This is a genomic window from Streptomyces coffeae, assembly GCF_016741875.1.
Taxonomy (GTDB): domain Bacteria; phylum Actinomycetota; class Actinomycetes; order Streptomycetales; family Streptomycetaceae; genus Streptomyces; species Streptomyces coffeae.
The window spans coordinates 156416-183060 of sequence record NZ_JAERRF010000010.1 but is presented as its reverse complement, the minus strand read 5'-3'; the positions used below and the strand labels follow the sequence as shown (position 1 = coordinate 183060).

Here is a 26645-nt window from a genome sequence, read left to right as displayed (position 1 = left end):
CCGACGACAATGGGAGTGTCGAGGAGCGAGAGCCGGTGAGCGGCCGTGTCGGACTGGGTGTGGGAGTACCAGGGCTACGCGCCCGCGGAGGAGCGGCTGCGGGAGTCGCTGTGCACCCTGGGCAACGGCTACCTGGCCACCCGGGGGGCGGCCTCCGAGACCGCGGCCGACGAGGTGCACTACCCGGGCACCTATGCCGCGGGCTGCTACAACCGGCTGGTGTCGGAGATCGCCGGAGGGCAGGTCGAGAACGAGGACCTGGTCAACCTGCCGGACTGGCTCCCGCTGCGCTACCGGCTCTCCGGGCCGGACCCCGCCGCGCCCGGCCCCGGCCCCTGGCTCACGCCCGACGGCGAGGGACTGACCGAGTACCGGCAGACCCTCGATATGCAGCACGGCACGCTCACCCGGCGGCTGCGGTTCACCGACCGCCACCGCCGGGTGCTCGTCGTGGAGCAGCGGCGGCTGGTCCACATGGGCGATCCCCATCTGGCGGCACAGCGGACCACCTTCACCGCCGTGGGCTGGTCGGGCACGGTCGAGATCGAGTCCGGGCTCGACGGCGCCGTGGCCAACGCGGGGGTGGCCCGCTACCGCGATCTGGCCGGGCACCATCTGACCGAGTTGCGCACCGGGGTCGCCGCGGCCGACACGGTGTGGCTGAGCTGCCGTACCTCGGCTTCCGACGTACGGGTGGCCATGGCCGCGCGCACCCGGGTGACCGAGGGCGTGGCCGCCACCACCGGACAGCGCCTCACCGGGACCGGGGCCGTCCGGGAGCTGACCGTACCGATCACCTCCGAGGCACCCGTCACGGTGGAGAAAACCGTGGCGGTGCACACCTCCAGGGACGCGGCGATCGCCGATCCGCTGTGCGCCGCCGTCGACCGTGTGGAGCGCGCCCCGGACTTCGCCGGGCTGCTGGCCTCGCACCACACCGCGTGGAAACACCTGTGGCGCGAGGGCGCGTTGGAGGTGCCGGGTGAGGCGGGCCGCATCCTGCGGCTGCATCTGTTCCACGTCTTCCAGACGCTCTCCCCGCACACCGCCGAGCTGGACGTGGGCGTACCCGCGCGCGGACTGCACGGTGAGGCGTACCGCGGCCATGTGTTCTGGGACGAGCTGTTCGTCCTGCCGTATCTGAATCTGCACTTCCCCGAGGTGTCCCGGGCCCTGCTGCACTACCGGCACCGCCGGCTGCCCCAGGCGTGCCGGGCGGCGGCGGACGCCGGGCGGGCCGGTGCGATGTACCCCTGGCAGAGCGGCAGCGACGGCCGTGAGGAGACCCAGATCCTCCATGTGAACCCGCGCTCGGGCCGCTGGTTGCCCGACTACTCGCGGTTGCAGCACCACGTCGGCTCGGCCGTGGCGTACAACGTGTGGCAGTACTGCCAGGCCACCAATGACACCGACTTCCTGCACACCAAGGGCGCGGAGATGCTGGTGCAGATCGCCCGGTTCTGGGCGGACGCCGCCGTCCTCGACCCGGACCACGGCCGGTACCGCATCCGCGGGGTGGTCGGCCCCGACGAGTACCACGACGGCTACCCCGGCGCCCAGCAGCCCGGCCTCGACGACAACGCGTACACCAATGTCACCGCCGCCTGGGTGCTCAGCCGCGCCCTGGAGCTGACCCGCACCCTGCCCGAGCCGCGGCGGCGCGAACTGTTCGAGCGCATCGGCCTGGACCGCGCCGAACCGGAGCACTGGGAAGATGTCTCCCGGCGGCTGCGCATCCCCTTCCACCAGGGCGTCATCAGCCAGTTCGACGGCTACCAGGACCTGGCCGAGCTGGACTGGGACGGCTATCGCGCACGCTACGGCGACATCCGCCGCCTGGACCGGATCCTGGAGTCCGAGGGCGACACCGTCAACCGCTACCAGGCGTCCAAACAGGCCGACGCGCTGATGCTCGGCTACCTCTTCTCGCCCGCCGAACTGGCCGAGCTCTTCCATCAGCTCGGCTACGGCCTCGACGACGAGACCTGGCACGCCACGGTCGCGTACTACCTGCGCCGCACCAGCCACGGTTCGACCCTCAGCGGGCTGGTGCACGGCTGGGTGCTGGCACGGGCCCGCCGTGCCGAGGCATGGCGGTACTGCCAGGAGGCGCTGGCCGGTGATGTGGCCGACATCCAGGGCGGTACCACCGCGGAAGGCATCCACCTCGGCGCCATGGGCGGCACCCTCGATCTGGTGCAGCGCGGCCTCACCGGTCTGGAGACCCGTGAGGACGCCCTGTGGCTGGACCCGGTGCCGCTGCCGGAACTCTCGGAGTACGCGGTGTCCGTGCGCTACCGCGGCCACTGGGGGATCGTGCTGCGGCTGCGCTCCGGGCGGCTGTGGATCAGGGTGCCGGACTCGGAGGAGCCGCCCATCGAGCTGCGGCTCCCGGACCGCACGCTGACCGTCGCGCCCGGCGAGTCCATCTGGCTGCCGCTGCCGCTCGGCTGACGGCCGCGGTACCAGCCCCGGCGGCTACTCCGCCAGGGCGTCCAGGACCTGCTGCCCGTACTTGGCCAGCTTGTTCTCCCCGACACCGTTCACCGTGGCCAGCACCTCCAGGGTCGTGGGACGCTCGGTGGCGATCTGCCGCAGCGTGGCGTCATGGAAGATCACATACGCCGGGACACCCTGCTCCTTCGCGGAGGCGGCGCGCCAGGCGCGCAGCCGCTCGAAGACCGGCACCGCCTCCTCGGGCAGTTCGGCGGACGCCTCCGCGCTCTTGGGCCTGGCCGCCTTGGCGGACTTCGCCGCGCGGGCGGCCTTCTCCGGCTCCCGCCGCAGTCTGACCTCGCGCTGCCGGGTCAGCACCGCGGCGCTGCCCTCGGTGAGCACCAGCGTGCCGTAGTCGCCCTCGACACCGATCAGCCCCTGTGACAGCAACTGCCGTACCACACCGCGCCATTCGGCCTCGCGCAGCTCGGTGCCGACGCCGAACACCGACAGTGCGTCATGGTCGAACTGGATGACCTTCGCCGTCTTCTTGCCGAGCAGGATGTCGATGATCTGGCCCGCGCCGAACTTCTGGTTCCGTTCCCGCTTCAGCCGGACCACCGTGGACAGCAGCTTCTGCGCGGGGATGGTGCCGTCCCAGGACTCCGGCGGGGTCAGACAGGTGTCGCAGTTGCCGCACGGACCGCTCTGCTGCCCGAAGTAGTCCAGCAGCTGGACCCGGCGGCATGCGACGGTCTCGCACAGCGCCAGCATGGCCTCCAGATGAGCGCCCAGCCGCCGCCGGTGGGCCTCGTCGCCCTCCGAGGTGTCGATCATCTTCCGCTGCTGGATGACGTCCTGGAGCCCGTACGCCAGCCAGGCGGTGGACGGCAGGCCGTCCCGCCCCGCGCGGCCGGTCTCCTGGTAGTAGCCCTCGACGGACTTGGGCAGGTCCAGATGGGCCACGAACCGCACATCCGGTTTGTCGATGCCCATGCCGAAGGCGATGGTCGCCACCACCACCAGACCGTCCTCCCGCAGGAACCGCGCCTGGTGCTCGGCGCGGGTGAGCCCGTCAAGACCCGCGTGGTACGGCAGCGCCTCGATCCCGTTGCTCACCAGGAAGTCGGCGGTCTTCTCCACCGAGGCGCGGGACAGGCAGTAGACGATGCCCGCGTCGCCCGTGTGCTCGGTGCGCAGCAGTTCCAGCAGCTGTCGCTTGGGGTCGTTCTTGGCGGCGATCCGGTACTGGATGTTGGGGCGGTCGAAGCTGGCCACGTAGTGGTGGGCGTCCTGGAGCTTCAGCCGTGAGGCGATCTCGGAGTGGGTGGCCTCGGTGGCGGTCGCCGTGAGCGCGATCCGGGGCACGCTGGGCCAGCGTTCGTGCAACTCGGACAGGGCCAGGTAGTCGGGCCGGAAGTCGTGTCCCCACTGGGCCACGCAGTGCGCCTCGTCGATGGCGAACAGCGAGACCGTGCCCCGCTCCAGCAGCCGCAGCGTGGACTCCAGACGCAGCCGCTCCGGCGCCAGATACAGCAGATCCAGCTCGCCCGCGAGGAACTCGGCCTCGACCAGCCGCCGCTCGTCCGGATCCTGGGTGGAGTTGAGGAAACCGGCCCGCACCCCGAGGTTGCGCAGAGCGTCCACCTGGTCCTGCATCAGCGCGATGAGCGGTGAGACCACCACCCCCACGCCCTTACGGACCAGCGCGGGGATCTGGTAGCACAGCGACTTGCCGCCGCCGGTCGGCATCAGGACCAGCGCGTCACCACCGGCCACCACATGCTCGATGATCTCCCGCTGACCTCCGCGGAACGCGTCGTAGCCGAAGACGCGGCGCAGTACGCGCTCCGCCTCGCTGCCGTCGGGACCGTTGCCGGGTTCGGGACCGTTTTCCGGGAGAGCCATCCGGCGATTCTAGGGGGCCGCGCCGGGGCCCACGAAACGTGTGCGCCCCGGGCGCGGACCTGCCGGCGGGCGGGTGTCCGGACGGGTGCCCGGACGGCTAATGGCGGGTGAAGCGGGCGGCGACGGACACGGTGGCGGCGCCCGTCATCATGCCGCCGGGGTTCGCGGCCATCCCGAAGTCATGGCGGTCGATCACGACCTCCGCGGTGAGGGTGACGGTGTCCTTGGCCACCTCGTCGAGCCGGGCGGTGAACGTCATCGGGTGGCTGCGGCCGACGATGGTCAGCACGCCGTTGACCCGTGCCGCGCCGCTGCCCTCGGGGGACGCGTCGGTCACGGTGAAGACGATCCGCGGATGGTTCTCCACGTCGAAGAACTCCGGGCCGCGCAGATGGGTGTCGCGTTTGCGGTTGCCGGTGTCCAGCGAGGCGGCGTCGATGGCCAGGTTGCCGTGTGCGGAGCCGTCGGGCCTCACTTCGCCGTCGCCCTCCACCCGAGTGAAGGCGCCCTTGACATTGACCAGTCCCCACATGGTCCGGTGCCGGAGACGGACCGAGGACCGGTCGGCGTCCAGGCGCCAGTGGCCGGTGGCGGGGGAAGCGGGGGAGGCGGTGTTGGTGTCGGTGGTGTCCGTCATGGCGCTCACGTCCTTCACAGACGGCATATGTCCCTGAAGGCTAAACAGCCCCCGGGCCGTTGTCGCGGCGGCGTTCCCCCGCTCGGGGCACGGCCCCCGCGGCGGCCGGGACGGCGGGCGCTGGGCCGAACGGGTGGCTCCCACCGGATAAAACGGAGGAGGGACCGCCGGTTGGACGGGGTCCGGGGTGGGCATGGTGGCCGATGAGCATGGCGGTGCGTCATGTTCACGTTCAGAAGCCAGAAGCCAGAAGCCAGAAGCCAGAAGCCCAAAAGGTTCCTTCCCCCACAAGGAGGCCGATCGTGACATCCAGAAGGCTTGTGCGCGCCTTACCAGCCGCCGTGGCGGCGACCCTCGCCCTGGCGGGCGGACAGGCCGTGGCCGCCCCTGCCGCCGGCCCGCAGGCCGAACACGCCGCAGCCCGGGTGGTGACCTACGATGCCTCCGGGGCGGCCGAGTTCAAGGACGCGGTCTCCAAGGGCGTGGCCGTGTGGAACGAGAGCGTGACCAACGTCCAGCTCAAGCCCGCCACTTCCGGTCAGCGGGCGAACGTCCGTATCGTCGCGGACGACGGCTGGCCGCGCGCCGCGGTCGACGGGCTGGGCAGCGGCACCGTCTACTTCGGCCGCCAGGCCGTCGACCAGGGCTACAACACCGTGCGGATCTCCTCCCACGAGCTCGGCCACATCCTGGGGCTGCCCGACAAGAAACCGGGCCCGTGCTCCAGCCTGATGTCCGGCTCCACGGCCGGGACGTCCTGTGCCAACCCCAACCCCGACGCCTCCGAGAAGGCCGAGGTCGAGGACAACTTCGGCGGCGCGGCGGTCACTTCGGGCACCGCACGGACCACCGTCTACGCGGACTGATCCGGCGCGCGGGAGCGAGCTGAGCGAACGCTCGACGGGGCGGGCCGGAGAACCTCCACGGCCCGCCCCTACCGCACCGTCTCCTCGACCCGCAGCGGCGGCGTCGGAAGCCCCCCGCGGCGCGGCAGCAGCACCGTCCGCAGCGCGACGGCGGGGGAGAGCAGCCGGGACGTGGGCGCGGCCAGGTGGGTGAGGTCGCGGAAGGCCGCGCCCACCACCGGGTCGATCGTCGCCCGCGCGACCAGACGGCCGAAGTACCAGGTCTGGATCCGCTCGGCGGCGCCCGGCGGGGTCGCGTCCTCGGCCGCGGCATAGGGCCGGTCGGCGCCCACGGCGGTCAGCCACGCGGTGTCACTGGCGCGGGCCACCGCCCGCTGCGCCACGGCCGCGAAACCCGGCCGCAGACCCCCCTTGACCAGGCAGTCGCGCAGGGCGAGAGCGCTCAGCGCGGCCACCGACATGCCCTGGCCGTAGATCGGGTTGAAGGTGCACGCGGCGTCCGAGACCGCGATGAAGCCCTCGGGCACACCGCCCGGGGCGTGGTAGGAGCGGCGGCGGTTGGCGGTGTCCCGGTAGCCGAACGGCGGGGACACCGGTGTGCAGCCGCTCACGTGCTCGTGCAGATGCGGTTCGTCGAGCGAGGCGATGAAGTCCAGCACCTCTGCGCTTTCGGTCGGCGGATGGTGGCCGCGCACTCCGGCCATCGTCAGCAGCCAGTTGCCGTTCTCGACGGGCGACCACGCGGCGCCGCGCGGGCAGTTGGGCCGCGGCTCGACGACCATCGACATGTCCAGCGGCTCGGCGGGCCGCAGCATCTGGGTGGAGTAGCCGATCCCGGCGTCGACCACCTCCTCGCGCGGCGCGGGGCGGCCGAGTTCCCCGAACCACTGGGGAGCGCGCGAGGAGCGCCCGGAGGCGTCGACGACCAGATCGGCACGGATGTCGCGCTCGGCGCGCTCCGCGTCGCGCGCCCGCACCCGTACCCCGCTCACCCGGTCCGCCGTGCCCAGCAGTCCGATGGCCTCGGTCGCCTCCAGCACCTCCACCCGGGTGCCGGAGCGGGCCGCCTCGGCGAGCACCCGGGCCCGTACGGTGGCGTCGAACAGCGGGCGGGTGCAGCTGAGCACGGAGTGCCTGCCCTCGTGGAAACGGCGCTGCCAGCCGCTGGCGGTCCTGGTGATCACATCGCGCGGCGCCTCCATCCGGTGCGCGCCCGCCGCCGCCAACTCCGCGAGGGTGCCCGGGAGAAGCGTCTCCAGGGCCCGCTGGCCGCCGCTGAGGAAGACATGGAGATGGCGTCCCTGGGGCACCCCCTTGCGGAACACCGGATCCTCCGGATAGCGGTCCCGCTCGATGACGGTGACCGTGCCGACCTGACCGATCAGAGCGCCTAACGCCAGCGTCCCCGCCAGCCCTCCGCCCACCACTACCGCCGCGCCGTTCATTCCGTACCCTCCCTGGCCCAAGATCGCATCGGCCCAAGCCTGGGGCCCGGGGGAGGGGGCGTCAACCACGCCGGTGGGGAGGGCGAGTGCCCTCCCCACCGGTGCGCCGTGTGCGCCGGAGTGCTACGGCACCACCACGATCTTGCGGCCCTGGCCGGACGCGAACTGCTCCAGCGCCGCGGGGTACTCCTCGAGCGGCAGCCGGTGGCTGATGAAGATCTCCGGGTCCAGGACGCCCGAGGCGAACAGTCCGGCGGCGCGCTCATAGCTGTGCAGCACGGCCATCGAACCGGTGATGGTGATCTCCTGGTTGTAGATCTTGTACGGCTCGACCGTGGCCCGTGTCGCGTAGTCGGAGACTCCGAACTGGAGAAACGTTCCGGCTTTGGCCACCCGGCCCAGTCCGTCCTGAATGGCGGCCTGGTTGCCGGTGGCGTCGATGACCACGTCCCAGCCGCGCGGCTGCTCCAGCTCCTCCGGCGAGCCGGCGGACCGGGAACAGCCCAGTGTGCTTGCGGTGGCCAGCCGTTCGGGGTTGATGTCCACCATGTCCACCGTGGTGGCGCCGGTCCGTTTGGCCAGCTCCAGCATCATCAGGCCCATGGTGCCCGAGCCGTAGATGAGCACCTCCGCGCCCAGATTGCCGTGCAGGACGTCATAGCCGCGCACGGCGCAGGACAGCGGCTCGATGAGGGCCGCGTCCGACGTCGCCACGTGCTCCGGCAGCTTGACGCAGTTGGCCACCGGGGCGACGGCGAACTCGGCGGCGCCGCCGGGGACACTGACCCCGATGGCGTTCCAGTTGTCGCACAGATTGCCCCGCCCGATCCGGCAGTAGCGGCACTCGTGGCAGTGCAGGGACGGATCCACCGCCACCCGGTCACCCACCGCCAGCTCGGTGACAGCGCTGCCGACGCCCACCACCTGCCCGGCGAACTCGTGCCCCGGGACGATCGGCAGTGTGGGGGCGAACTCGCCCTGGAGAATATGCAGATCGGTGCCGCACAGACCGCACGCCGCCACATCGACCACCACCTCGCGGGGGCCCGGCGTGGGGTCCGGAACGGTTTCGACGGTGACCTTGCCGGGGGCTTCGATGACGGCGGCCCTCATTTGACTGCTCCTAGAGACAAGCCCTGGACCAGTTTGTCCTGGGCGGCGAAGCCGGCGGCCAGCACCGGCAGGGAAATGACGACGGACGCGGCACACACCTGGGCGAGGAACAGCCCCTGGCTGGTGACAAAGCCGGTCAGGAAGGCCGGGGCGGTCTGGGCGACCACACCGGTGAGCACCTGGGCGAAGAGCATCTCGTTCCAGCTGAAGATGAAGCAGATCAGCGAGGTGGCGGCGATCCCCGGACCGGCGATCGGGGCGATCACCCGCACCAGGACGGTGGGCAGCCGCGCCCCGTCCATCTGCGCGGCCTCGATCACCGACACCGGGATGTCGGCGAGGAAGGACTGCATCATCCACACCGCGATCGGCAGATTCATCGAGGTGTAGAGGATGACCAGCAGCCAGATGTTGTCCAGGAAGCCGGTGTCCTTGGCGAACAGGAACACCGGGAGCAGACCGGCCACCACCGGCAGCATCTTCGTGGACAGGAAGAAGAACATCACATCCGTCCACTTGCGCACCCGCCGGATGGACAGCGCATACGCCGCCGGAAGGGCCAGTACCAGGACGAAGAGGGTGGAGAACACGCTCGCGCCCAGGGAGTTGAGCAGCGGCGGCCAGGGGCTCGCCCCACCGCCCGCCCCGAAGAACTCGCGGTAGCCGTCCAGGGTGAGCGGCGCGGTCACCGATGGCGGGTTGGTGGCGGCGTTGGACTCGGAGTGGAAGGAGGTCAGCACCATCCACAGCACCGGCAGGACGAACACGATCCCGGTGAACCAGGCCAGCAGTCCGAGCGCGGCACCGCGGCGCCTGGCCCGGCGGGTTGACGGGGGAATGGCGGTGACGGCCGCCTGGGCGGTCGACGCGGTCATGCGCGGGACACCTCCTCACGGAACAGGGAGGACACCACGCGCAGCGCGAAGGTGGCGATGACGATCGTGCCGATCACCACCAGCACGCCGGCCGCGGATGCCAGCCCGTACTCATGAGCGTTGTAGAAGGTCTCGTAGATGGTGTACGGGAGGTTGGCGGTGTCCAGACCCCCACGGGTCAGGGTGAACACCGCGTCGAAGTTCTGCACGATGTAGATCGACCCCAGCAGGGTGCCCAGCTCCAGATAGCGGCGCAGATGCGGCAGGGTGAGATAGCGGAAGATCTGCCAGCTGCCCGCGCCGTCCAGCCGGGCCGCCTCGATCATGTCCAGGGGGCGGCTCTGGAGCCCGGCCAGCAGGATCAGCATCATGAACGGTGTCCATTGCCACACCAGGGACATCTCGACGGCCAGCAGTGGCATATCGGAGATCCAGTCCGGCTGGGGCCCGCCCAGCCAGTTGAGTACCCCGTTGAACAGACCGTACTCAGGGTTGTACAGCGCATGCTTCCACAGCAGCGCGGAGGCCACCGGGACCAGCAGAAACGGTGCGATGAGCATGGTGCGCACCAGCCCGCGGCCACGGAATTTCCGGTCCAGCAGCAGCGCCAGCAGCAGCCCCAGCACCACGCTGACGATCACCACACCGGCGGTCAGCAGCACCGTGGTCAGGATGGATTCGCGCAAGCCCTCGTCATTGACCACGGTCCGGTAGTTGTCCAGACCGGTGAATTCGCGATGGTCGGGCCGGAAGGCGTTCCAGTCGAAGAACGAGATCACCAGTGTGGCCACGAACGGCAGCTGGGTGACCACGATCAGGAAGATCAGCGCGGGCATCAGCGGAGCCCGGGTGGCCCACTCGCGGGCGCGGTTGCGGGGCACCTTGGCGGTGTGCCGCGAGGCGGTGGTCACGGCCGGCGGACGCGGGTCGCGTACGGGGGCGGCAGTCGTGGGATTACTCATCTCGGTACTCCTCGCCGACCTTCTCGGCCAGCTTCTGCGACTTCTTCAACGCCTCGTCGACGGACTGCTTTCCGGCGATCGCGGCACTGATCTCCTGTGCGACCTTGGTGCCGAGATCCGAGAACTCCGGGATGTCGACGAACTGGATGCCGATGGTCGGCCGCTGCTGCACACCCGGGTCACGTGGCCGGGCGCTGGTGATGGCCTCGCGGGTGACCTCCGAGAAGGTGCCGGCGGCCTTGCGGTAGTCGGGGCTTGCGTAGGTGGAAGCCCGTTTGCCCGCCGGGACGTTGGCCCAGCCGAAGGTCTTGCCCACCAGGCGCTCGTACTGCTTGCTGGAGGCCCAGCGGACGAACTTCCATGCGTTGTCGTGGGCACGGGACGCCTTCTGGATGCCCCACGCCCAGGTGTAGAGCCAGCCGGAGCTCTTGGTCTTCACCACCGGCGCCTGGGCATAGCCGATCTTGCCCTTGACGGGGGAGTCGGCGGCCTCCAGCGATCCGGCGGCCGAGGTGGCGTCGTACCACATGGCGCTCTTGCCCTGGGTGAGGTTGTTCAGGCATTCGGCGAAACCGGACTGCGGCGCGCCCGCCTCACCGTGCTTGCGCACCAGGTCGACATAGAACTTGGTCGCCTCCTTGAACCCGGGGGAGGTGAGCTGCGCCTTCCAGTCCTTGGTGAACCAGGTGCCGCCGAAGGTGTTGACGACCGTGGTGAGCGGTGCCATCAGCTCGCCCCAGCCGGGCAGTCCGCGCAGACAGATGCCCTTCATCCCGGTGCGCGCGCCGTCGGCCTTGGCCGCCAGCTCGGCCACCTGCTGCCAGGTGGGCCGCTTGGGCATGGTCAGATGTTTCTCGGCGAACACATCCTTGCGGTACATCAAGAAGGACGACTCACCGTAGAACGGCTGGGCGTACAGCCGGCCGTCGTCGGCGGTCAGCGACTGGCGCATCGGGGGCAGGATGTCCTTCTGGTCGAAGGCCCGGTCGTGTGCGACCCGGTCGTCCAGCGGCAGCAGCCAGTCGTTCCTGGCGTAGAACGGGACCTCGAAGTTGCTGATGGTGGCCACGTCGTACTGACCGGCCTGATTGGCGAAGTCCTGACTGATCTTGTCGCGGACATCGTTCTCCGGCAGCACCGTGAAGTGCACCTTGATGCCGGTTTCCTTGGTGAAGTGTTTCGCGGTGAGCTTCTGCAACTCCATCATCTGGGGGTTGTTGACCATCAGGACGTTGATGCTCTTGCCGGAGCCACCGCCCCCCATGCCGGCGCACCCGGCGAGGAGCGCTCCCGCGGTCAGGGCCACCAGCGGTATCCGGGCAGCACGAAGAGTCAGGACGGGCATGACAGGTCCAATCGAAGGGACGTGTGGGAGGGAGCGGGGAGTGACAGCGGGGCGGAGCAGGTCGCGTGACGGTGTGTCAGGCGCGGATGATCTGCGGGCCCAGCAGGGAGTAGCGATGTGCCTCGGTCAGCGGGAGCCCGGTGTCCGTCACGATCGCCTCGAAGTCGGACACCTCGGCGAACCGGCAGAAGCTGACGGCGCCGAACTTGGTGTGCACCCCGGAGAAGATCTTCCGCCGGGACACCCGGACCACCTGCGCCTTGACCTCGCTGACGGCCGGATCGGGGGTGGTGAGGCCGTACTGCCGGGAGATGCCGTTGGCGCCGATGAAGGCCAGGTCGATGACAAAGCCGGAGAGCATATGGGTCGCCCAGTGGTCCACGGTGGCCATGGTGCCGCCGCGCACCCGCCCGCCGAGCAGCAGCACGGTGGTGTTCTCCCGCTCGGCGAGGCCACCGGCGGTGGTGAGGGAGGCGGTGATCACCGTGAGCGGACGGTCCTGGGGCAGCGCCTCCGCGATCAGCTGCGGGGTGAACCCCTCGTCCACGAAGACCGTCTCGGCGTCGCCCAGCAGCGCGGCCGCCGCCTCCGCGACCCGCTGCTTCTCGGGGACGTGCATGGTGGTGCGGAAGGCCAGGGTCGTCTCGAATCCCGCGCTCTCCACGGGATAGGCGCCGCCGTGGGTGCGGCGCACCAGACCGTGTCGCTCCAGCACACTCAGATCGCGGCGAACGGTCTCCTTGGAGACACCGAGGTCCGCGGCGAGCTTGCCGACATCGACGGCTCCGGCACGGCGGGCCGTCTCGAGGATCTCCCGACGGCGTTCCTCCGCGTCCATACCGCACCTCTCTGCGTTGCTCTCCTGGCTTGCGTGGAAGTTTTACAAGCCCGTCATCAGGTGGCCAGCCTTAGCGCTGAGGAGATCGTGACCGTATATGCCCGTTTCTTGAACGTTATCTCAGCAGGTCAGTGGGTGTGAAGTGACGAAGGGTGCGGATGGAGGATGGCTGGTTTTTCCTCTCGTGGGCCCGTTTGGTGCCCGTTTGCTCGACGAGGGCCGGAACAGGGGGCCCGATCGGGCGCGGGCGAGGGCGGGTGGATGCCCGTTCGGACACGAGTCAGCCGGGAGCCGAACGCTTCCAGGGTCTCGCCGCCCACGGCTCAGCGGTGGGCGGCCGGAGCCGGAGCCGGGGGTCAGGCGTGCTGTGCCCCGCGTGCCAGCAGCAGTATGGCGTCGACGAGTTCCTCGGCGGGCAGGCCGGTGGCCAGGCTGCGCAGTTGCAGTCCGAAGATCAGCGCGACGGCGCTGCTCGCCAGCCGCTCGGCGTCGGGTACGCCGAGACTGGTGAGGATCCGGGTGGCCAATTGGTCGTATGCGTCGAAGCACTGCGCGGCCGCGGTGCGCAACCGCTCGTCGCGGCCCGCCTGGACATAGAGCTCGAAGGGCGCGATGTGCCTGGTGTCGAACTGTGTACCCCAGGTGACCTCGCCGACCGTGGTGGCGGCCCGATCGGCGTCCATCCCGTCCGTCTGGCACTGGGCGGCGAGCTCGGTGAGGCGCCGGGTCTCCTCCGCGACGAAGTGGAGCAGACTCTCACGCAACATCTCGTGCTGGGTCGTGAAGTGGTAGGTGACCGAGCCGAGGGAGACCTTGGCCTCCTTGGCGATCCGCCGGTTGGTGACCCCGGCAACGCCGTCCTCACCGATGACGCGCAGGACGGCGTCGATGATGCTCTGCCGGGTTCCGGGGGACTTGGACATGGCAGTCATTGTGCCACCGGCGCCCTCCCGGCAGGAAAAGGGCCGGGGGCCGCTCCGGCCGGGGGACCGGCGGGGCCCGCCGGCCGCCCGGTGATGCCGCAGTACGACGCCGCCGAGCAGGTGCGCGTCGGCGCCTCGCGGGGCGCCCTCACCGCCGCGGCCGAAGCGCGTCGGCTCCGGCCGCGGCGGTGTCGTCCTCGACCGCGACCGGCCGCCTCCAGCAGGGGCAACCGCTACCCCGCGGCGCGTCCGCGGTCAGCCCCCGCCGTCTCCCGCAGCGCGCCCTGCGCCCGAGCCCGGCGATATCCGCTGTTGACACGGCCGCCCCGCCCTTCTTACTGTTCGTTCGAACGAACAGTTTTCGAGAGGCTTGTCGCATGCGCATCGAAGGATCGACCATTCTCCTGACCGGGGCCGCGGGCGGCATCGGTCAGACCATCGCCCGCGAACTGGCTGCCAAGGGAGCCAAGTTGGTCCTCTCCGGGCGCCGTGCCGATGCCCTGGCGGCGCTCGCCGACGAGCTCGGTGCCCGAGTGGTCACCGCCGATCTCGCGGACCCGGACCAGGTCGGCCACCTTGCCGAGGCCTGCCCCGACACGGACATTCTGATCGCCAACGCCGCTCTGCCCTCCAACGGCGATCTACTCGACTACACGCCCGAGCAGATCGACCGTGCGCTGACCGTGAACCTGCATGCCCCCGTCATGCTGGCCCGCGCGCTCGCGCCCCGGATGGTCGAGGCGGGTCGGGGCCATATCGTCCTCGTCGGCTCGATCTCCGGGAAGACGGCCACCAAGTACTCCTCGCTCTACTGCGCGGCCAAGTTCGGGCTGCGCGGCTTCGCGCTCGCCTTCCGCCAGGACCTGCACGGTACGGGGGTGGGAGTCTCTCTCGTCCAGCCCAGCGCCGTACGCGACGCAGGTATGTGGGCCGCCACGGGCGTCGCCCCGCCGACCGGTGTGCGCATGGTCTCCCCGGGCCAGGTGTCGGCGGGAGTGATGCGGGCCGTCGAGCGCGATCTCTGCGAAGTCAATGTCGCGCCGGTGGAGTTGAGGGCGCTCAGTGCCATCGCCGGGCAGTTCCCCGGCTTCGCGGAGAAGTTGCAGCGCGGCTCCAGTGCCGAGCGCACCATCAAGGAGGTCGCGGAGGCCCATCGGGACAAGCGGTAGCGGCCTGTGTCTCAGCGGCCTCGCTGCGGTCCGGTGCGGTTCGGGTTGCGCCCCGAAGGGGCGCGGGGCTGTGTCGATGTGCGGCTCCGCCGCGTGGGCGCGACCAGCCACGACGTAGCCGCGGACGCATGACGGCACCTCGCGGCACTTCCCGCGGAGCGCCAGGCGCAGCCGGAGGCCACCGCGGTGGCGATCGGCCGCGGTGGCGATCGGCCACCGCGCCTGAACGCCATCGGAAGCACAGCCGGAGTTCCCGCCGGAACCCGTATCCGGGTCGTCGCGGTCCGGCTCGAGGGCCGCGCTCGTGCGCATCACCCGCCGCCCCGGACCGGACGGCTCCGGCACCGCGCGTTCCGGATCGAGCCGTCCCCGCGGACCGGCCCTAGGAGCGGGGTGCGTCGCGGGTGAGCGCCCCCGAGGCGTCCAGGATCCGGGCCGCGACACTGACCGAGTCCACCAGCGGATGGAGGGCGAGGGCCCGCAGGGCCGCGCCGCGGGCGCTGCCCGCACGGGCGCCCGCTCCGGTCGCCGCCGAAGCCGCCGCCTCGATGGTCGAGCGCTCCACCGCCTTCAGCGAGAGCATCAGCCCCAGCTGGTCCGGGGCCACCGCACCGGTCGCCAGCGGGCGCGCCCCGCCCGCGTCCACCAGACACGGCACCTCCACCACGGCGTCGGCGTCCAGACCCGGGACCGCGGTGCGGTTGCGGACGTTGAGGATCAGGGTGGCCCGCTCGTCGCGGGCGATGGCGCGCATGATGGCCAGCGCGATCCGGTCGTAGCCGCCGCCGTCGAGATCGCAGGTGTCGCGCTGCCAGCCGCCGGAGGCCTCACGGCTCTCCGCCATGTACGTGGCCTCCCGCTCCAGCCGGGTCCGCTCCCAGAGCTCCAGCGCTCCCGCGCCCTCGGTGGCGGCCGACGCGTAGAAGCGCGCCTGCTGTTCCCGGAGGAACTCACCGCGGGTGGCAGGGGCCTGCCGGATCGAGGCCACCGCCTCGCGGTTGAAGTAGTAGTAGTGCAGATATTCGTTGGGCAGGGCGCCCAGCGCCCGCAGCCATTCGGCGCCGAACAGCCTGCCCTCCTCGAAGGACTCCAACAGGCCGGTGTCCGCGAGGAGTTCGGGCATCCGGTCCCGGCCGTCCACCACCACCCGGCGGAGCCAGCCGAGGTGGTTGAGTCCGACGTAGTCGTAGGAGGCCCGATCCGGGTCGGCGCCCAGCGCCCGCGCGGCCCTGCGGCACAGCCCCACCGGGGAATCGCAGATGCCGATCACCCGGTCGCCCAGCACCCGCTGCATCGCCTCGGTGACCATGCCCGCGGGGTTGGTGAAGTTGATGACCCAGGCGTCCGGGGCCACCGCCGCGACCCGCTCGGCGATCCGGACCGCCACCGGCAGGGTGCGCAGCCCGTACAGCACCCCGCCCGCCCCGACGGTCTCCTGGCCGAGCACCCCCTCGGCCAGCGGGATCCGCTCGTCGTGCGCCCGCCCCTCCAGACCGCCGACGCGGATGGCGGAGAACACGAAGTCGGCGCCGCGCAGGGCCTCGTCGAGGTCGGTGGTGGCCCGTACGGCGGGGGCGGTGGCACGGCCCGCCGCCTGCTCGGCCAGGACCGCGCCGATGGCGTCGAGCCGGGTGGCGTCGGTGTCGTACAGCACCAGCTCGGTGCAGCGCCCGGCCGCGTCACCGCTGTCGTCCAGCAGCGCCCGGTACACCAGGGGCATACGGAAACCGCCGCCGCCCAGCACAGTCAGCCTCATACGGTCAGTACCTCCACATCGGCCTCGCGGAACACGGCGAGCGTCGCCGGATCGGATGCCGCGTTGGTGATCAGGGTGTCGATCTGCCGGGGCCCGCAGATCCGGGCGAGACCGGTCTCGCCGGGGAACTTGCCCGTGGTGACCAGCAGCACCACCTCGCGGGTGGCTTCGAGCATGGCCCGCTTCACCGGCACCTCCACATGGGTGCTGTCCAGCACGCTGCCGTCCGGCAGCACCCCGCTCGCACCGAGGAAGAGTCGGCCCACATGCAGCTGGCGGATGTTGGACTCGGTGAGAAACCCCACCATCGACCGGTAGTTGGCGCGCACCTGCCCGCCGAGCAGGATCAACGTCACCCGCGGGTCGTCACGCAGTTCGTCGTAGATCGCGAGGTTGCTGGTCACGATGGTGACCGGCCGTCCGCGCAGCTGCTTGGCGAGCTGGAGGGTGGTGGTGCCGATATCCAGCAGCAGGACATCGCCGTCCGCGACCAGCTCCGCAGCCCGCCGGGCGACGGCCTGCTTCTCGGCCAGGTCGTCGACCTCCACCTCGCTGAACGGGCGCTCCTCGCCCGGGGTGGGGGCGGCCACCGCGCCGCCGTAGACCCGGGTGAGCCGCCCGGCCCGGCCCAGCTCGGTGATGTCCCGCCGGGCGGTGGCCTCGCTGATGCCCAGCCGCGTGGCGATCTCCCCGATGGGGAGCACACCCTCCTCGCCGAGGATGCTCAGCAGCTTCTCGTGGCGGGTCTCTCGCAGCATGGGGGCAACCTACTCCACCTGAGCGAGTTTGCGCGAGTGTGACCGATGTCTTGCATTGAGCGTCAGGCAGGTGCAGGGTGTCGCTCACGTCCATGACACCCCCCGTTCCGAGAAAGGGGCGTTGGTGAGCTCCACGGCCGGAACACCCGATCCGATCCATCCGATCGATCCGCTCGCCGCGCTGCGCGCCCCCACGGACCCCGTGCACGACGTCTATCTGACCGGCACCGTGTTCCTGGACATCATCCTCACCGGGCTCGACCACGCACCCGTGCGCGGCACCGAGAGCTGGGCGCGCGGCATGGGCTCGAGCCCCGGCGGCATCGCCAACATGGCCACTGCCCTGGCCCGGCTCGGACTGCACACCACCCTGGCCGCGGCGTTCGGCACCGATGTCTACGGCGACTACTGCTGGGAGAGCCTGGAGAACGGCGAGGGCGTCGACCTCAGCCCCTCCCGCCGGGTCCCCGGCTGGCACTCCCCGGTCACCGTCTCCATGGCGTACGAGGGCGAACGCACCATGGTGACCCACGAGCACCCGGCCCCACCGCCCGCCGTCCCCGGCACCCCGCCCCGCACCCGCGCCTGTGTGGCCTCCTTCGAGCCGGGACGGCCGGAGGAGTGGGTGGGCCGGGCACACGCCCAGGGCAGCAAGGTCTTCGCCGACGTCGGCTGGGACGACAGCGGACGCTGGGACCTCGCCGCCCTCCCCGATCTGCCGCACGCCCACGCCTTCCTGCCCAACGCGGCCGAGGCCCAGCGCTACACCGACACCGACACCCCCGAGCGGGCGGTGCGCGCCATGGCCGAACGGGTGCCCATCGCCGTGGTCACCAAGGGCCCCGAGGGCGCCGTGGCCGTCGACTCGGTCACCGGGGAGAGCGCCGAGGTGCCGGGGCTCGCCGTGGACGCGCTCGACCCCACCGGCGCCGGTGATGTGTTCGTGGCCGGATTCATGACCGGGACGCTCGCCGGATGGCCGCTCCCCGACCGGCTCGCCTTCGCCAACCTCACCGCCGCCCTGTCGGTCCAGCACTTCGGCGGCTCCCTGGCCGCGCCCGGCTGGCCGGAGGTGGCCGCGTGGTGGAACCGCGCCGAGCGCTCGGCCCGCGGCGGCTCCGCGGATGCCCGCGACCTGGCACACCGCTACGGATTCCTCTCCGGTCTGATACCGGCCCATGTGCGCGACTGGCCACGGCTGAGAGCCCTGCCCACCCTCGGCTTCCGGGGCGCCTGACACCGCCCGCGGATTCCGCTCACTGCTGCGTGAAGGAGATGTCCATGGGAATCCCCGGCTCCGGGGCGCGCCGACGGCACGCCAGAACCGCGCCCACCGTGCTCGCCGCCGCTCTCGTCCTGCTCGCCACGGGCTGTGTGCCCGGGACCGACGGCTCGGGGGCCGCCGGTCCCGGCACCGGGGCGGCCACCGCCGTACCGGATCCGGCGAAGGCCGGGAAGGTCACGCTGACCGTGTGGGACCAGGAGATCCGCGGTGGTACGAACGGCGAACTGACGCAGCTCAACCAGGAGTTCCAGCGGAAATTCCCCCATGTGCGGATCAAGCGGGTGGCGCGCAGCTTCGCCGATCTGAAGACCACGCTCAAGCTGGCCGTCTCCGGGAACAACCCGCCGGATGTCATCCAGGCCAACCAGGGCTATCCCGACATGGTCTCCTTCGTCCGGGCCGGACTGCTCACCCCGCTCGACAACTACGCCGGGATCTACGACTGGAACACCCGCTACCCGAACACCCTGCTCAATCTCAACCGGGTCTCCGCCGACGGCACCGACTTCGGCACCGGGCGGCTGTACGGCATATCCCAGACCGGTGAGTACATCGGCCTCTACTACAACAAGGAGCTGCTGAGGAAGGCGGACCTCCAACCTCCGCGGACCTGGCGGGAGTTCACCGACGGCCTGGCGAAGCTCAAGGACCGCGGCGAACTGCCCGTGCAGTTCGGCAACCTGGACAAGTACCCCGCCATCCACACCTTCGGTGTGCTCCAGGACCAGCTCGACGCCACCGGCACCCGGGACACCGTCCTCGGCCGGGGCGACGGCTTCGGGACCGCCGCCACCAAGGACGCCGCGGCCACCCTCACCGACTGGACGACGCGCGGCTATCTGCCCAAGGGCGCCAACGGCCTCGGCTACGACGACGCGGCCAAGAAGTTCGCCTCCGGCGAGGGCGCCTATCTGCTCACCGGCACCTGGCAGCTGGCCGATCTGAAGAAGACCATGGGCGACACGCTGGGTCTGATGCCACCGCCGCCCGCGAAGGCCGGTGGCGACCCCGTCACCACCGGCGGCCAGGGCCTCGCCTGGTCCATCACCTCCCGCTCCCACCACCCCGAAGTGGCCGCCGCCTACCTGGACTTCATCACCAACGCCCACGCCGCCGACGTCATGACCCGCCACGGTGTGCTGCCCGCCGTACCCGGCAGGGCCGCGGCCGAGGTCGAACCGGACACCGTCGACGGCCAGATGATCGACGGCTGGAAGCGGCTCAGCGCCGCCGACGGCCTCGTGCCGTACCTGGACTACGCCACCCCCACCTTCTACGACACCCTCTCGGCCGCCCTCCAGGGCGTCGTCAGCGGGAAGACCTCACCCGGGAAGCTGGCCACCACGCTCCAGCGGGACTACGGCCGCTTCATCGCGGAACAGCGGAAACGCCACGCGGCGAAGCCGGACCCGGCGGGCACCCGATGAAGGCCCGTCCCGCCGCGCCGAAGAGCGGCTACCGGCGGCGGGCACCCGGTGAGCCCCGCGCCATCGGCTATCTCTACCTCCTGCCCGCCCTCGCGGTGTACGCCGTCTTCCTGCTCTACCCCTTCGGCCAGTCGGTCTGGCTGTCCTTCGTGCACTGGGACGGGCTGACCGTGGCCACCCCGGCCGGGTTCGACAACTACCGCGATCTGTTCAGCGATCCCTCGCTGCGCGCCCCGTTCGCCCACGCCCTGCTGCTGCTCGTGTTCTACTCGGCCCTGCCGGTGGCCATCGGACTGCTGCTGGCCGCGGTGATGTCCCGGGTCCGGGTGCGCGGGATGACCTTCTTCCGCACCGTGCTGTTCCTGCCCCAGGTGCTGGCGCTGATCGTGGTCGGGGTGGCCTGGCGTTCCCTCCTCGCCCCGGACGGACTGCTCAACGACATCCTCCGGGCCGTCGGCCTCGGCTCACTGGCCCGCCCCTGGCTCGGCGACTACACCTGGGCGCTGCCCGCGGTCGGTGTGGTCGGCACCTGGGTCGGCACCGGACTGTGCATGGTCCTCTTCCTCGCCGGGGCCCAGCGGATCCCGCGTGAGCTGTACGAGGCGGCGCGGATGGACGGCGCCGGGCCGGTCCGGGAGTTCCTCACCGTCACCCTGCCCGGCCTCCGGCCGCAGATCGCGGTGGCACTGACCCTGACCATCATCGCGGGGCTGCGCAACTTCGACCTGATCTACATCACCACCAGCGGCGGCCCCGGAAACGCCACGTCCGTACCGGCCTACGAGGTCTACCACCGGGCCTTCGAGACCAACCAGGTCGGCTCGGCCGCCGCCGTCGGAGTGGCCCTCACGGTGCTGATCTTCGTCCTGACCGTCACGGTCTCCCGGCTCGTCGAAGGGCGGCGGTCATGACCACACGTCTGGAACGCGGTGTCACCTACGGCATCCTCACCCTGTTCGCCGTCATCGCGCTCACCCCGGTGATCGGCATCCTCTCCACGGCCTTCGGCTCACAGGACTCCCTGGACACCGGGTTCTCGCTGCCCGAGGACGGACCGCACTGGAGCAACTTCACCGACGCCTGGAGCCGTGGCCACTTCGGCACCTACCTCGGCAACTCGCTGCTGGTCACCGCGGTCGTCGTGGCGGTCACCACGGTGCTGGCCGTCCTGGCCGCGTACGCCTTCGGCGTGATGCGCTTCCCCGGCTCCACCGTGCTGTTCCACCTCTTCGTCATCGGGCTCACCCTGCCGCAGGAGGCCCTGGTCGTCCCGCTCTACTTCGATCTGCGCTGGGCCGGACTCACCGACACCTACTGGGCGTTGATCCTGCCGCAGACGGCGCAGTCCCTGGCCTTCGGCGTGTTCTGGATGCGCACCTACTTCCGGAGCAGTGCACGGGCGGTGATCGAGGCGGCCCGGATCGACGGCGCGGACACCTGGACCACCCTGTGGCGGGTGCTCGTCCCGATGGGCCGCCCGGCGATCTCCACCATGGTGGTCATTACCTTCATGTGGACCTGGAACGAGTTCCTGATGGCACTGGTCATGGTCAGCGACGAGGCCCATCGCACCGTCCCGCTGGGCCTCGCCTTCTTCCAGGGACAGCACAGCTCCGACGCGGCCCTGCTCGCGGCGGCCTCGGTGCTGATCGCGCTGCCGGTGGTGGTGGTCTACGTGGCGCTCCAGCGCCGCTTCATCGAAGGGATGCTCGGCGGCGCCGTCAAGGAGTGAGCCGGCCAGCCGCTCCGCGGGAAGTGCCCCGACCCCACCGGACTTCAGCGAGGCCGCTCAGCCGACTGGCAGTGTGGAAGGCGTACGGCTGACCTCCCGGCCCAGCTTGGACAGCGACCGGGCGAAGGCGGCGGCGTCGTGCACCGCCGCCCCGCCCGTGTCGTTGTTGAAGTACGCGTACACCTCGGCACCGCCCGGCCAGGTCTCGGCCACCCGGTGCGCCCAGGTGCCCAGCGCCTGGGCGCCGTAGCGCGGGGCCGGGTGGGCGCGGCCGCCGTGGAAGCGCAGATAGCCCCACCCGGCGGTGCGCCACAGCGGGGCGGCCGGTCGCGATCCGGCGTCCGCCCAGCACAGCGCGGCGCCGTAGCGCTCCAGCACCGCGCGCACCTCATCGGTCCACCAGGACGTATGGCGCGGTTCGACGGCCACCCGGGTCCCGGCGGGGAAGCAGCCCAGGGCGGTGTCCAGCAGCGCGGGATCGGCGCGCAGGGTGGGCGGGAGCTGGAGCAGGACGGGGCCGAGCCGGTCGCCGAGGCCCTGTGCGTGCGACATCAGCCGCTCCACCGGCTCCCGCGGGTCGCGCAGCCGCTTGATGTGGGTGAGATAGCGGCTGGCCTTGAGCGCCATCACAAACCCGTCGGGGGTGCGGTTCCGCCAGGTGACGAACTGGTCGTGGTCGGGCAGCCGGTAGAAGGCGTTGTTGCTCTCGACAGTGGCGAAGGCACAGGCGTACTCCTCCAGCCACAGCCGCTGTGGGCAGTCGGCCGGATAGAGATCGCCCCGCCAGTCCTTGTACTGCCAGCCTGACGTGCCGATCAGGACGGTCATGCCTCGCCCGGGTGCCAGGCCGGCCACTGCCCCGGCCGGTCGGCCCAGTGGACCTGCTCCGGATCGTCGAAGTCGATGTCCGGGAAGGCCCGGCGGACGGTCGGCTCGAACTCCTCCCGTTCGAGGGGTTCACAGCCGAGGCCGCGCAGCCTCACCCGCCGGTAGCGGGTGTCGGCGTCGAAGGGCTCGACGAAGACGGGGTATCCGGACGCGCCCGGATTCGTCGTGTTCCTCATACCTCCAGGGTGCCTCCGGGGCGCGGAATGCGCCCTGGAAGCCCGCGCGGGCGGTGCCGCCCGTTTGCGGCCCGGGGCAATGTCGGCTTGATTCGAAGGAGAGCCTTTGTGCCGGGGGTGAGCGATGATCTTCAGCGACCGCATGGACGCCGGGCGGCGCCTCGCCGAGGCGCTGCGGCCGCTGCGCGACGAGCGGCCCGTGGTGCTGGGGCTGCCCCGGGGCGGGGTGCCGGTGGCCTTCGAGGTCGCCCAGGCCCTCGGGGCACCGCTGGACGTGATCATCGTCCGTAAGCTCGGCGTCCCCTACCACCGTGAGCTGGGCTTCGGCGCCATCGGCGAGGGCGGTGTGCGGGTGGTGCACCAGGCGATCATCCGGATGAGCCGGGTCGGCGAGGAGGACATCCAGGAGGTGGAGCGGACCGAGCAGGCGGAGCTGGTCCGCCAGGCGCGGCGGTTCCGCCGGGGGCGGCCGCGGATGGCGGTCGAGGGCCGGACGGTGATCATCGTGGACGACGGGATCGCGACCGGCGCCACCGCACGCGCGGCCTGCCGGGTGGCGCGGGCGCAGGGGGCGGCCCGGGTCGTCCTGGCCGTCCCGGTGGCGCCGCCGGACGCGGTCGCGTCACTGCGCGAGGACGCGGACGAGGTGGTGTGCCTGTCCACACCGCCGGAGTTCTCCGCGGTCGGCGAGTGGTACCAGGACTTCTCCCAGACCGGGGACGCCGAGGTCGTGGAGCTGCTGTCCCACTCGACCGGAGAGACGGGGGAGGCGCATCCTGGAGGGTAAGGCAGGAGGTGATCGCGATGGAGACGATCGTGGGATGCGACATACAGATGGAATTCCGTGAGGTCGGCCCGCTGACCGAGGCGGTGGTCCGGCTGAGGATGCACGACGGCACCGAGATGCTGGCCCAGGGCCGCGCCAACCGCAACCCCGACGACCCGGCACAGCCGAGAGTCGGCGAGGAGATCGCGGCGGCGAGGGCACTGAGCAACCTCGCCCACCGGCTGATCGGCAAGGCGGGCGGCGACATCGAGGAAGTCACACACACCAAGGCTCATCTGACGATGTAGGTCCTGTCCTGTCGATCTTCGTGGATCAGCCCGCGGCGTCTGGTGCCGTGGATCGCAAGGCGGAGGGTCGTCCTCGTACTGGGCGTACTCGGAAGATCCCGACAACGCGGCGAGGCGCGGTGCTAGGCGTCGCGGGCCCGCGAAGATCGGCAGGACAGGGCCTGGGCGGGGTCGCGGGGAAGCGGTGCCGTGGGGGATGTGCTGGGTTGCCCGGGCGGTGCACCGCCCGGGCAACCCGCTCAGCATGTGCCGGGCGGCTCAGATGGAGACGCCCTTCGACCGCAGATAGCTCAGCGGATTGACGTCCGAACCGTAGTCGGGACCGGTGCGCACCTCGAAGTGCACATGCGGTCCCGTGCTGTTGCCGGTCGAACCGGAGCTGCCTATCTTCTGGCCGCCCTTGACCGACTGGCCGACGTGGACCGAGAGCGCCGACATGTGCGCGTACTGGCTGTACATGCCGTCGGAGTGGCGCAGGACGACCTGGTAGCCGTACGCCCCGCCCCAGCCCGCCGCGACCACCTCGGCCGGGCCCACCGCTCGTACCTGGGTGCCCACGGGCACGGGGAAGTCGGCGCCGGTGTGGTGGCCGCTGGACCAGCTGCTGCCGGGCACCCCGTAGGCGGTGCCCACCTGGGTGCCGGCGACCGGTGTGGTGAAGGAGGAGGAGCGGGTGGCGGTGTTCTGCCGCCCCTGCCCGGCGCCGGGGCTGGAGGCCCTCTGGGCGTCGGTGCCCGTTTTCGGCTTGGCCTGCGGGGCCCGGCCCTGCCCGCCCTGGGCATCGGTGTCGAGGGTGAGCCGCTGGCCGGGGAGGATCAGATTCGGGTCGTCGCCGATGGTCCGGCGGTTGGCGTCGTAGAGCGCCTCCCAGCCGCCGTCGACGTGCTCGGCACCGGCGATCCGGGAGAGGGTGTCGCCCCCGGCCACGGTGTACGCGTCCGACCGCGGCGCGGCCTTGGTGGTGGCCTTGGGCGCGGCCTTCGGGGCAGCCTCCGGGGTGGCCTTCGGCGTGGACTTGGGCGCCGCCTTCGGGGTCTGTGTTCCGGAGCCGCCGGATCCCCCGGAGCCGGTCGAGACGTCCGGGGCCGGTCCGCCGCGCGTCAGCCCGGCCTTCACCGAGCAGACCGGCCAGGCGGTGGGGCCCTGGCTTGCGAGGACCTTCTCGGCCACCGTGATCTGCTCGGCCTTGGTGGCCAGGTCGGCCCGCGCGGCGTAGGAGCCGCCGCCGTACGCCTGCCAGGTGCTCTGGGAGAACTGGAGACCGCCGTAGTAGCCGTTTCCGGTGTTGATGCTCCAATTGTTGCCGGACTCGCACTCCGCCACTCTGTCCCAGGTGTCGACGGAGGCGGCGTTCGCCTGGCCGACGCCGATGAGCGGCAGGGCCACTCCGGCGCCGCCCGCGGTGAACGCGAGTTGGGCGCGGGAGACGCGGCGAGGCTTAGGCCGGCGGTGACGTCCGCGTGCAGCCATTGAGCTCTTCCTCTCCTACGCCTGCGAGGTGAGCTGTCGGGTTCGGGCTGGAGTTGCCCGGCCGCACGCACGCGGCGCCATGGCCCCGTGGTGCGTCTTCACCCCAAGCCGTACCGCGTGGTCGCGCGGTACGGCGCCTACCTGGTTCCCCCGCTCCTGCCGTGACAGGTCGTCGTGTCACCCCTCAGCCGACGGCAGGACTCGGCGCTCCGGCGAAGGAGGCCCGCGCATGGAATGCGACGAGAGCCGCACAGTAAACACATCGATTTGGTCACGACAAGGTCTCGGGGTGTTGAGCAAGGCACCGGTCTCCGGACCCCACACCCGGGTGTCACTCTGTGCGTCGGGTCTCCTCCGGAGAGCGAGAGCGTTTCTTTCCGAATGGTTGTCAGAAACGTTACGCCACAAAGGAATCCGTTGCCGTCGGTGATCTCTCCCTGGAAATCGATCAGTTGGCGGATTCCTCTGTGACCTGCATCACTACATTTCCGATTCGACCGATTGCGGCGAGGTGTGCGCTATGCGGAATTGCCGGAGGAATGCGGTCAATGTACCGGGTGACATAACGGAGTCAAAGCGGGGAAGGGTGAGCCAAGGGGGATGGACAGGAAGCATCGGGGCACGCGCCCTCGCGGTCGGTGCCCCGCCGATGGCTGACCTGGGGAGGTCACTCATGGCACAACGGCACGGCACGGCAGCACGGCGTACCACCACCCGCTCCCGGCCGCTGGTCTTATCCGCGCTGCTCATCGGCGCGCTGGCCACGGCCACGGGGTGCGGCACCGACTCCGGGGCGGGGGCCTGGACACGCTCCGACACCTCCGGCGCCGCCCACACCTCGGACGCGGCGGATTCCTCGGACACATCGCGCGCATCGGATTCCTCGGACGCGTCCCAGGGCGCCGCCGCCCCGCGTGACCACTCCGCACCGTCCCGCGCCCGGTCCGCCACGGACTCCGCGGCCGCCCCGGCCGTACGCCGCATCTGCTCCACGCAAGCGCTGAAGCTGACCGTGGGCCGCAAGGATGTGGGCGCGGGCAATGTGTATCTGCCGCTGGTCCTGACCAACACCTCGACCTCGGCCTGCACCCTCACCGGATTCCCCGGGGTGTCCCTGCTCGACGCCGACGGCGCCCTCATAGGCGCCCCCGCCGTCCGGCGGGGCCCCTCGCACTCCACCGTCTCCCTGCCGCCGGGCGGCAGGGCCTCCGCGGTCCTGCACACCCTCAACGAGGGCGTGAGCGACACCCCGTGCTGGAAGCCCGCCGCGGCCATCCGGGCCTACCCGCCGGACTCACTCCGGGCCATGAAGACGGCGGCGCACTCCTTCCGCGTCTGCGGAGGGGTCTTCGATGTCGAAGCGGTCCGTTCCGGAGCGGGCACCTGACATCTGACAGCGGCATACCGGACCGATGTCACCTCGCGTAGAGGTGTCCGAAAATCTTGACAAGCCAGGCGCCGACTGGCTGTGTTCACCCTTTCGCAATCAAAATGGGTAGGTCACCATGAGGGGTGCCTCACGTGAGCCGGTGTGTAGCGTCCGGAGGGGGACGGTGTCATGG

At 70.9% G+C, this 26645-nt stretch carries 23 protein-coding genes, 1 pseudogene and 1 riboswitch; of the genes and pseudogenes, 10 read left to right on the top strand and 14 right to left on the bottom strand.

Annotated features, from left to right (window positions below; translation table 11 throughout):
- Positions 1–45 precede the first annotated feature (45 nt).
- On the top strand, positions 46–2454 hold the full coding sequence (locus tag JK363_RS19410) for a glycoside hydrolase family 65 protein (RefSeq protein ID WP_201876195.1): 2409 nt from the start codon (positions 46–48) through the stop codon (positions 2452–2454).
- 24 nt (positions 2455–2478) lie between these two features.
- On the opposite strand, the gene recQ is transcribed toward JK363_RS19410, so the two are convergent.
- Together recQ and JK363_RS19400 are read right to left on the bottom strand one after the other, a co-directional pair.
- Positions 2479–4344 carry a DNA helicase RecQ gene (gene recQ, locus JK363_RS19405; protein ID WP_201876194.1) on the bottom strand — a complete coding sequence of 622 codons (1866 nt, stop codon included), beginning with the start codon at positions 4342–4344 and terminating at the stop codon, positions 2479–2481.
- 97 nt (positions 4345–4441) lie between these two features.
- Complete coding sequence (locus JK363_RS19400) at positions 4442–4981, bottom strand: YceI family protein (protein ID WP_201876193.1); 540 nt, start codon at positions 4979–4981, stop codon at positions 4442–4444.
- Positions 4982–5283: 302 nt separating this feature from the next.
- Here JK363_RS19400 and JK363_RS19395 point away from each other — a divergent pair, with 302 nt between their 5' ends.
- The gene (locus tag JK363_RS19395; RefSeq protein WP_307821788.1) at positions 5284–5847 is read left to right on the top strand and encodes a snapalysin family zinc-dependent metalloprotease; all 564 of its coding nucleotides are present in this window, start codon (positions 5284–5286) and stop codon (positions 5845–5847) included.
- A gap of 68 nt (positions 5848–5915) precedes the next feature.
- On the opposite strand, the gene JK363_RS19390 is transcribed toward JK363_RS19395, so the two are convergent.
- From JK363_RS19390 to JK363_RS19360, 7 genes are all read right to left on the bottom strand, one after another.
- Complete coding sequence (locus JK363_RS19390; protein WP_201876192.1) at positions 5916–7292, bottom strand: NAD(P)/FAD-dependent oxidoreductase; 1377 nt, start codon at positions 7290–7292, stop codon at positions 5916–5918.
- Positions 7293–7415: 123 nt separating this feature from the next.
- On the bottom strand, positions 7416–8405 hold the full coding sequence (locus JK363_RS19385) for a zinc-dependent alcohol dehydrogenase family protein (protein WP_201876191.1): 990 nt from the start codon (positions 8403–8405) through the stop codon (positions 7416–7418).
- Positions 8402–9280: a carbohydrate ABC transporter permease gene (locus JK363_RS19380; protein ID WP_201876190.1), complete on the bottom strand. Its 879-nt coding sequence runs from the start codon at positions 9278–9280 to the stop codon at positions 8402–8404. Before JK363_RS19380 ends, JK363_RS19385 begins: the two co-directional genes overlap by 4 nt.
- On the bottom strand, positions 9277–10242 hold the full coding sequence (locus tag JK363_RS19375) for a carbohydrate ABC transporter permease (RefSeq protein WP_215911061.1): 966 nt from the start codon (positions 10240–10242) through the stop codon (positions 9277–9279). The genes JK363_RS19380 and JK363_RS19375 overlap by 4 nt, the downstream gene beginning before the upstream one ends.
- A complete protein-coding gene (locus JK363_RS19370; protein ID WP_201876189.1) occupies positions 10235–11587 on the bottom strand; it encodes an ABC transporter substrate-binding protein in 1353 nt (450 codons plus the stop codon). Before JK363_RS19370 ends, JK363_RS19375 begins: the two co-directional genes overlap by 8 nt.
- 76 nt (positions 11588–11663) lie before the next feature.
- Positions 11664–12425 (bottom strand): DeoR/GlpR family DNA-binding transcription regulator, encoded by a 762-nt coding sequence (locus JK363_RS19365; RefSeq protein ID WP_201876188.1) that lies wholly within the window; start codon positions 12423–12425, stop codon positions 11664–11666.
- 356 nt (positions 12426–12781) lie between these two features.
- Entirely contained in the window at positions 12782–13348 is a 567-nt protein-coding gene (locus tag JK363_RS19360; protein WP_201876187.1) for a TetR/AcrR family transcriptional regulator, read from the bottom strand.
- 377 nt (positions 13349–13725) lie between these two features.
- On the opposite strand from JK363_RS19360, the gene JK363_RS19355 reads away from it, so the two are divergent.
- Positions 13726–14517, top strand: coding sequence for an SDR family NAD(P)-dependent oxidoreductase (locus tag JK363_RS19355; protein WP_201876186.1), 792 nt, complete (start codon positions 13726–13728; stop codon positions 14515–14517).
- Between the two features lie 382 nt (positions 14518–14899).
- On the opposite strand, the gene JK363_RS19350 is transcribed toward JK363_RS19355, so the two are convergent.
- Both JK363_RS19350 and JK363_RS19345 read right to left on the bottom strand, forming a co-directional pair.
- Entirely contained in the window at positions 14900–16273 is a 1374-nt protein-coding gene (locus JK363_RS19350; protein ID WP_201876185.1) for a 6-phospho-beta-glucosidase, read from the bottom strand.
- Complete coding sequence (locus tag JK363_RS19345; protein ID WP_201876184.1) at positions 16270–17031, bottom strand: DeoR/GlpR family DNA-binding transcription regulator; 762 nt, start codon at positions 17029–17031, stop codon at positions 16270–16272. Before JK363_RS19345 ends, JK363_RS19350 begins: the two co-directional genes overlap by 4 nt.
- Positions 17032–17155: 124 nt before the next feature.
- Here JK363_RS19345 and JK363_RS19340 point away from each other — a divergent pair, with 124 nt between their 5' ends.
- From JK363_RS19340 to JK363_RS19325, 4 genes are read left to right on the top strand one after another with little or no spacing between them, the layout of a single operon-like run.
- The gene (locus JK363_RS19340) at positions 17156–18268 is read left to right on the top strand and encodes a carbohydrate kinase family protein (protein WP_201876183.1); all 1113 of its coding nucleotides are present in this window, start codon (positions 17156–17158) and stop codon (positions 18266–18268) included.
- A gap of 44 nt (positions 18269–18312) precedes the next feature.
- Positions 18313–19743 (top strand): extracellular solute-binding protein, encoded by a 1431-nt coding sequence (locus tag JK363_RS19335; RefSeq protein WP_201876182.1) that lies wholly within the window; start codon positions 18313–18315, stop codon positions 19741–19743.
- Positions 19740–20654, top strand: a complete 915-nt coding sequence (locus JK363_RS19330; RefSeq protein ID WP_201876181.1) for a carbohydrate ABC transporter permease — start codon at positions 19740–19742, stop codon at positions 20652–20654. Before JK363_RS19335 ends, JK363_RS19330 begins: the two co-directional genes overlap by 4 nt.
- The gene (locus tag JK363_RS19325) at positions 20651–21475 is read left to right on the top strand and encodes a carbohydrate ABC transporter permease (protein WP_201876180.1); all 825 of its coding nucleotides are present in this window, start codon (positions 20651–20653) and stop codon (positions 21473–21475) included. Before JK363_RS19330 ends, JK363_RS19325 begins: the two co-directional genes overlap by 4 nt.
- 57 nt (positions 21476–21532) lie before the next feature.
- Here the strand turns inward: JK363_RS19325 and JK363_RS19320 are convergent, their stop codons facing one another.
- Both JK363_RS19320 and JK363_RS19315 read right to left on the bottom strand, forming a co-directional pair.
- Positions 21533–22303, bottom strand: coding sequence for a DUF72 domain-containing protein (locus tag JK363_RS19320; RefSeq protein ID WP_201876179.1), 771 nt, complete (start codon positions 22301–22303; stop codon positions 21533–21535).
- Entirely contained in the window at positions 22300–22539 is a 240-nt protein-coding gene (locus JK363_RS19315; RefSeq protein WP_201876178.1) for a hypothetical protein, read from the bottom strand. Before JK363_RS19315 ends, JK363_RS19320 begins: the two co-directional genes overlap by 4 nt.
- A gap of 124 nt (positions 22540–22663) precedes the next feature.
- On the opposite strand from JK363_RS19315, the pseudogene JK363_RS19310 reads away from it, so the two are divergent.
- Positions 22664–23317, top strand: a pseudogene (locus JK363_RS19310) (phosphoribosyltransferase); the annotation flags it as partial.
- Positions 23318–23343: 26 nt separating this feature from the next.
- The gene (locus JK363_RS19305) at positions 23344–23613 is read left to right on the top strand and encodes a DUF1876 domain-containing protein (protein WP_201876176.1); all 270 of its coding nucleotides are present in this window, start codon (positions 23344–23346) and stop codon (positions 23611–23613) included.
- Between the two features lie 258 nt (positions 23614–23871).
- Here the strand turns inward: JK363_RS19305 and JK363_RS19300 are convergent, their stop codons facing one another.
- Positions 23872–25083, bottom strand: a complete 1212-nt coding sequence (locus tag JK363_RS19300; RefSeq protein WP_201876175.1) for a transglycosylase family protein — start codon at positions 25081–25083, stop codon at positions 23872–23874.
- A 5-nt stretch (positions 25084–25088) separates the two neighbouring features.
- A riboswitch (cyclic di-AMP (ydaO/yuaA leader) is annotated at positions 25089–25265 on the bottom strand.
- Between the two features lie 491 nt (positions 25266–25756).
- Here JK363_RS19300 and JK363_RS19295 point away from each other — a divergent pair.
- A complete protein-coding gene (locus JK363_RS19295) occupies positions 25757–26470 on the top strand; it encodes a DUF4232 domain-containing protein (protein WP_201876174.1) in 714 nt (237 codons plus the stop codon).
- Positions 26471–26645 lie beyond the last annotated feature (175 nt).

Bases quoted from the DNA above. Each gene is read 5' to 3' on its own strand.
- JK363_RS19330 (WP_201876181.1), top strand. From the start codon at position 19,740: ATGAAGGCCCGTCCCGCCGCGCCGAAGAGCGGCTACCGGCGGCGGGCA.
- JK363_RS19385 (WP_201876191.1), bottom strand. From the start codon at position 8,405: ATGAGGGCCGCCGTCATCGAAGCCCCCGGCAAGGTCACCGTCGAAACC.
- JK363_RS19335 (WP_201876182.1), top strand. From the start codon at position 18,313: ATGGGAATCCCCGGCTCCGGGGCGCGCCGACGGCACGCCAGAACCGCG.
- JK363_RS19350 (WP_201876185.1), bottom strand. From the start codon at position 16,273: ATGAGGCTGACTGTGCTGGGCGGCGGCGGTTTCCGTATGCCCCTGGTG.
- JK363_RS19365 (WP_201876188.1), bottom strand. From the start codon at position 12,425: ATGGACGCGGAGGAACGCCGTCGGGAGATCCTCGAGACGGCCCGCCGT.
- JK363_RS19390 (WP_201876192.1), bottom strand. From the start codon at position 7,292: ATGAACGGCGCGGCGGTAGTGGTGGGCGGAGGGCTGGCGGGGACGCTG.
- JK363_RS19375 (WP_215911061.1), bottom strand. From the start codon at position 10,242: ATGAGTAATCCCACGACTGCCGCCCCCGTACGCGACCCGCGTCCGCCG.
- JK363_RS19315 (WP_201876178.1), bottom strand. From the start codon at position 22,539: ATGAGGAACACGACGAATCCGGGCGCGTCCGGATACCCCGTCTTCGTC.
- JK363_RS19360 (WP_201876187.1), bottom strand. From the start codon at position 13,348: ATGTCCAAGTCCCCCGGAACCCGGCAGAGCATCATCGACGCCGTCCTG.
- JK363_RS19380 (WP_201876190.1), bottom strand. From the start codon at position 9,280: ATGACCGCGTCGACCGCCCAGGCGGCCGTCACCGCCATTCCCCCGTCA.
- recQ (WP_201876194.1), bottom strand. From the start codon at position 4,344: ATGGCTCTCCCGGAAAACGGTCCCGAACCCGGCAACGGTCCCGACGGC.
- JK363_RS19345 (WP_201876184.1), bottom strand. From the start codon at position 17,031: ATGCTGCGAGAGACCCGCCACGAGAAGCTGCTGAGCATCCTCGGCGAG.
- JK363_RS19305 (WP_201876176.1), top strand. From the start codon at position 23,344: ATGGAGACGATCGTGGGATGCGACATACAGATGGAATTCCGTGAGGTC.
- JK363_RS19320 (WP_201876179.1), bottom strand. From the start codon at position 22,303: ATGACCGTCCTGATCGGCACGTCAGGCTGGCAGTACAAGGACTGGCGG.
- JK363_RS19295 (WP_201876174.1), top strand. From the start codon at position 25,757: ATGGCACAACGGCACGGCACGGCAGCACGGCGTACCACCACCCGCTCC.
- JK363_RS19400 (WP_201876193.1), bottom strand. From the start codon at position 4,981: ATGACGGACACCACCGACACCAACACCGCCTCCCCCGCTTCCCCCGCC.
- JK363_RS19325 (WP_201876180.1), top strand. From the start codon at position 20,651: ATGACCACACGTCTGGAACGCGGTGTCACCTACGGCATCCTCACCCTG.
- JK363_RS19355 (WP_201876186.1), top strand. From the start codon at position 13,726: ATGCGCATCGAAGGATCGACCATTCTCCTGACCGGGGCCGCGGGCGGC.
- JK363_RS19300 (WP_201876175.1), bottom strand. From the start codon at position 25,083: ATGGCTGCACGCGGACGTCACCGCCGGCCTAAGCCTCGCCGCGTCTCC.
- JK363_RS19370 (WP_201876189.1), bottom strand. From the start codon at position 11,587: ATGCCCGTCCTGACTCTTCGTGCTGCCCGGATACCGCTGGTGGCCCTG.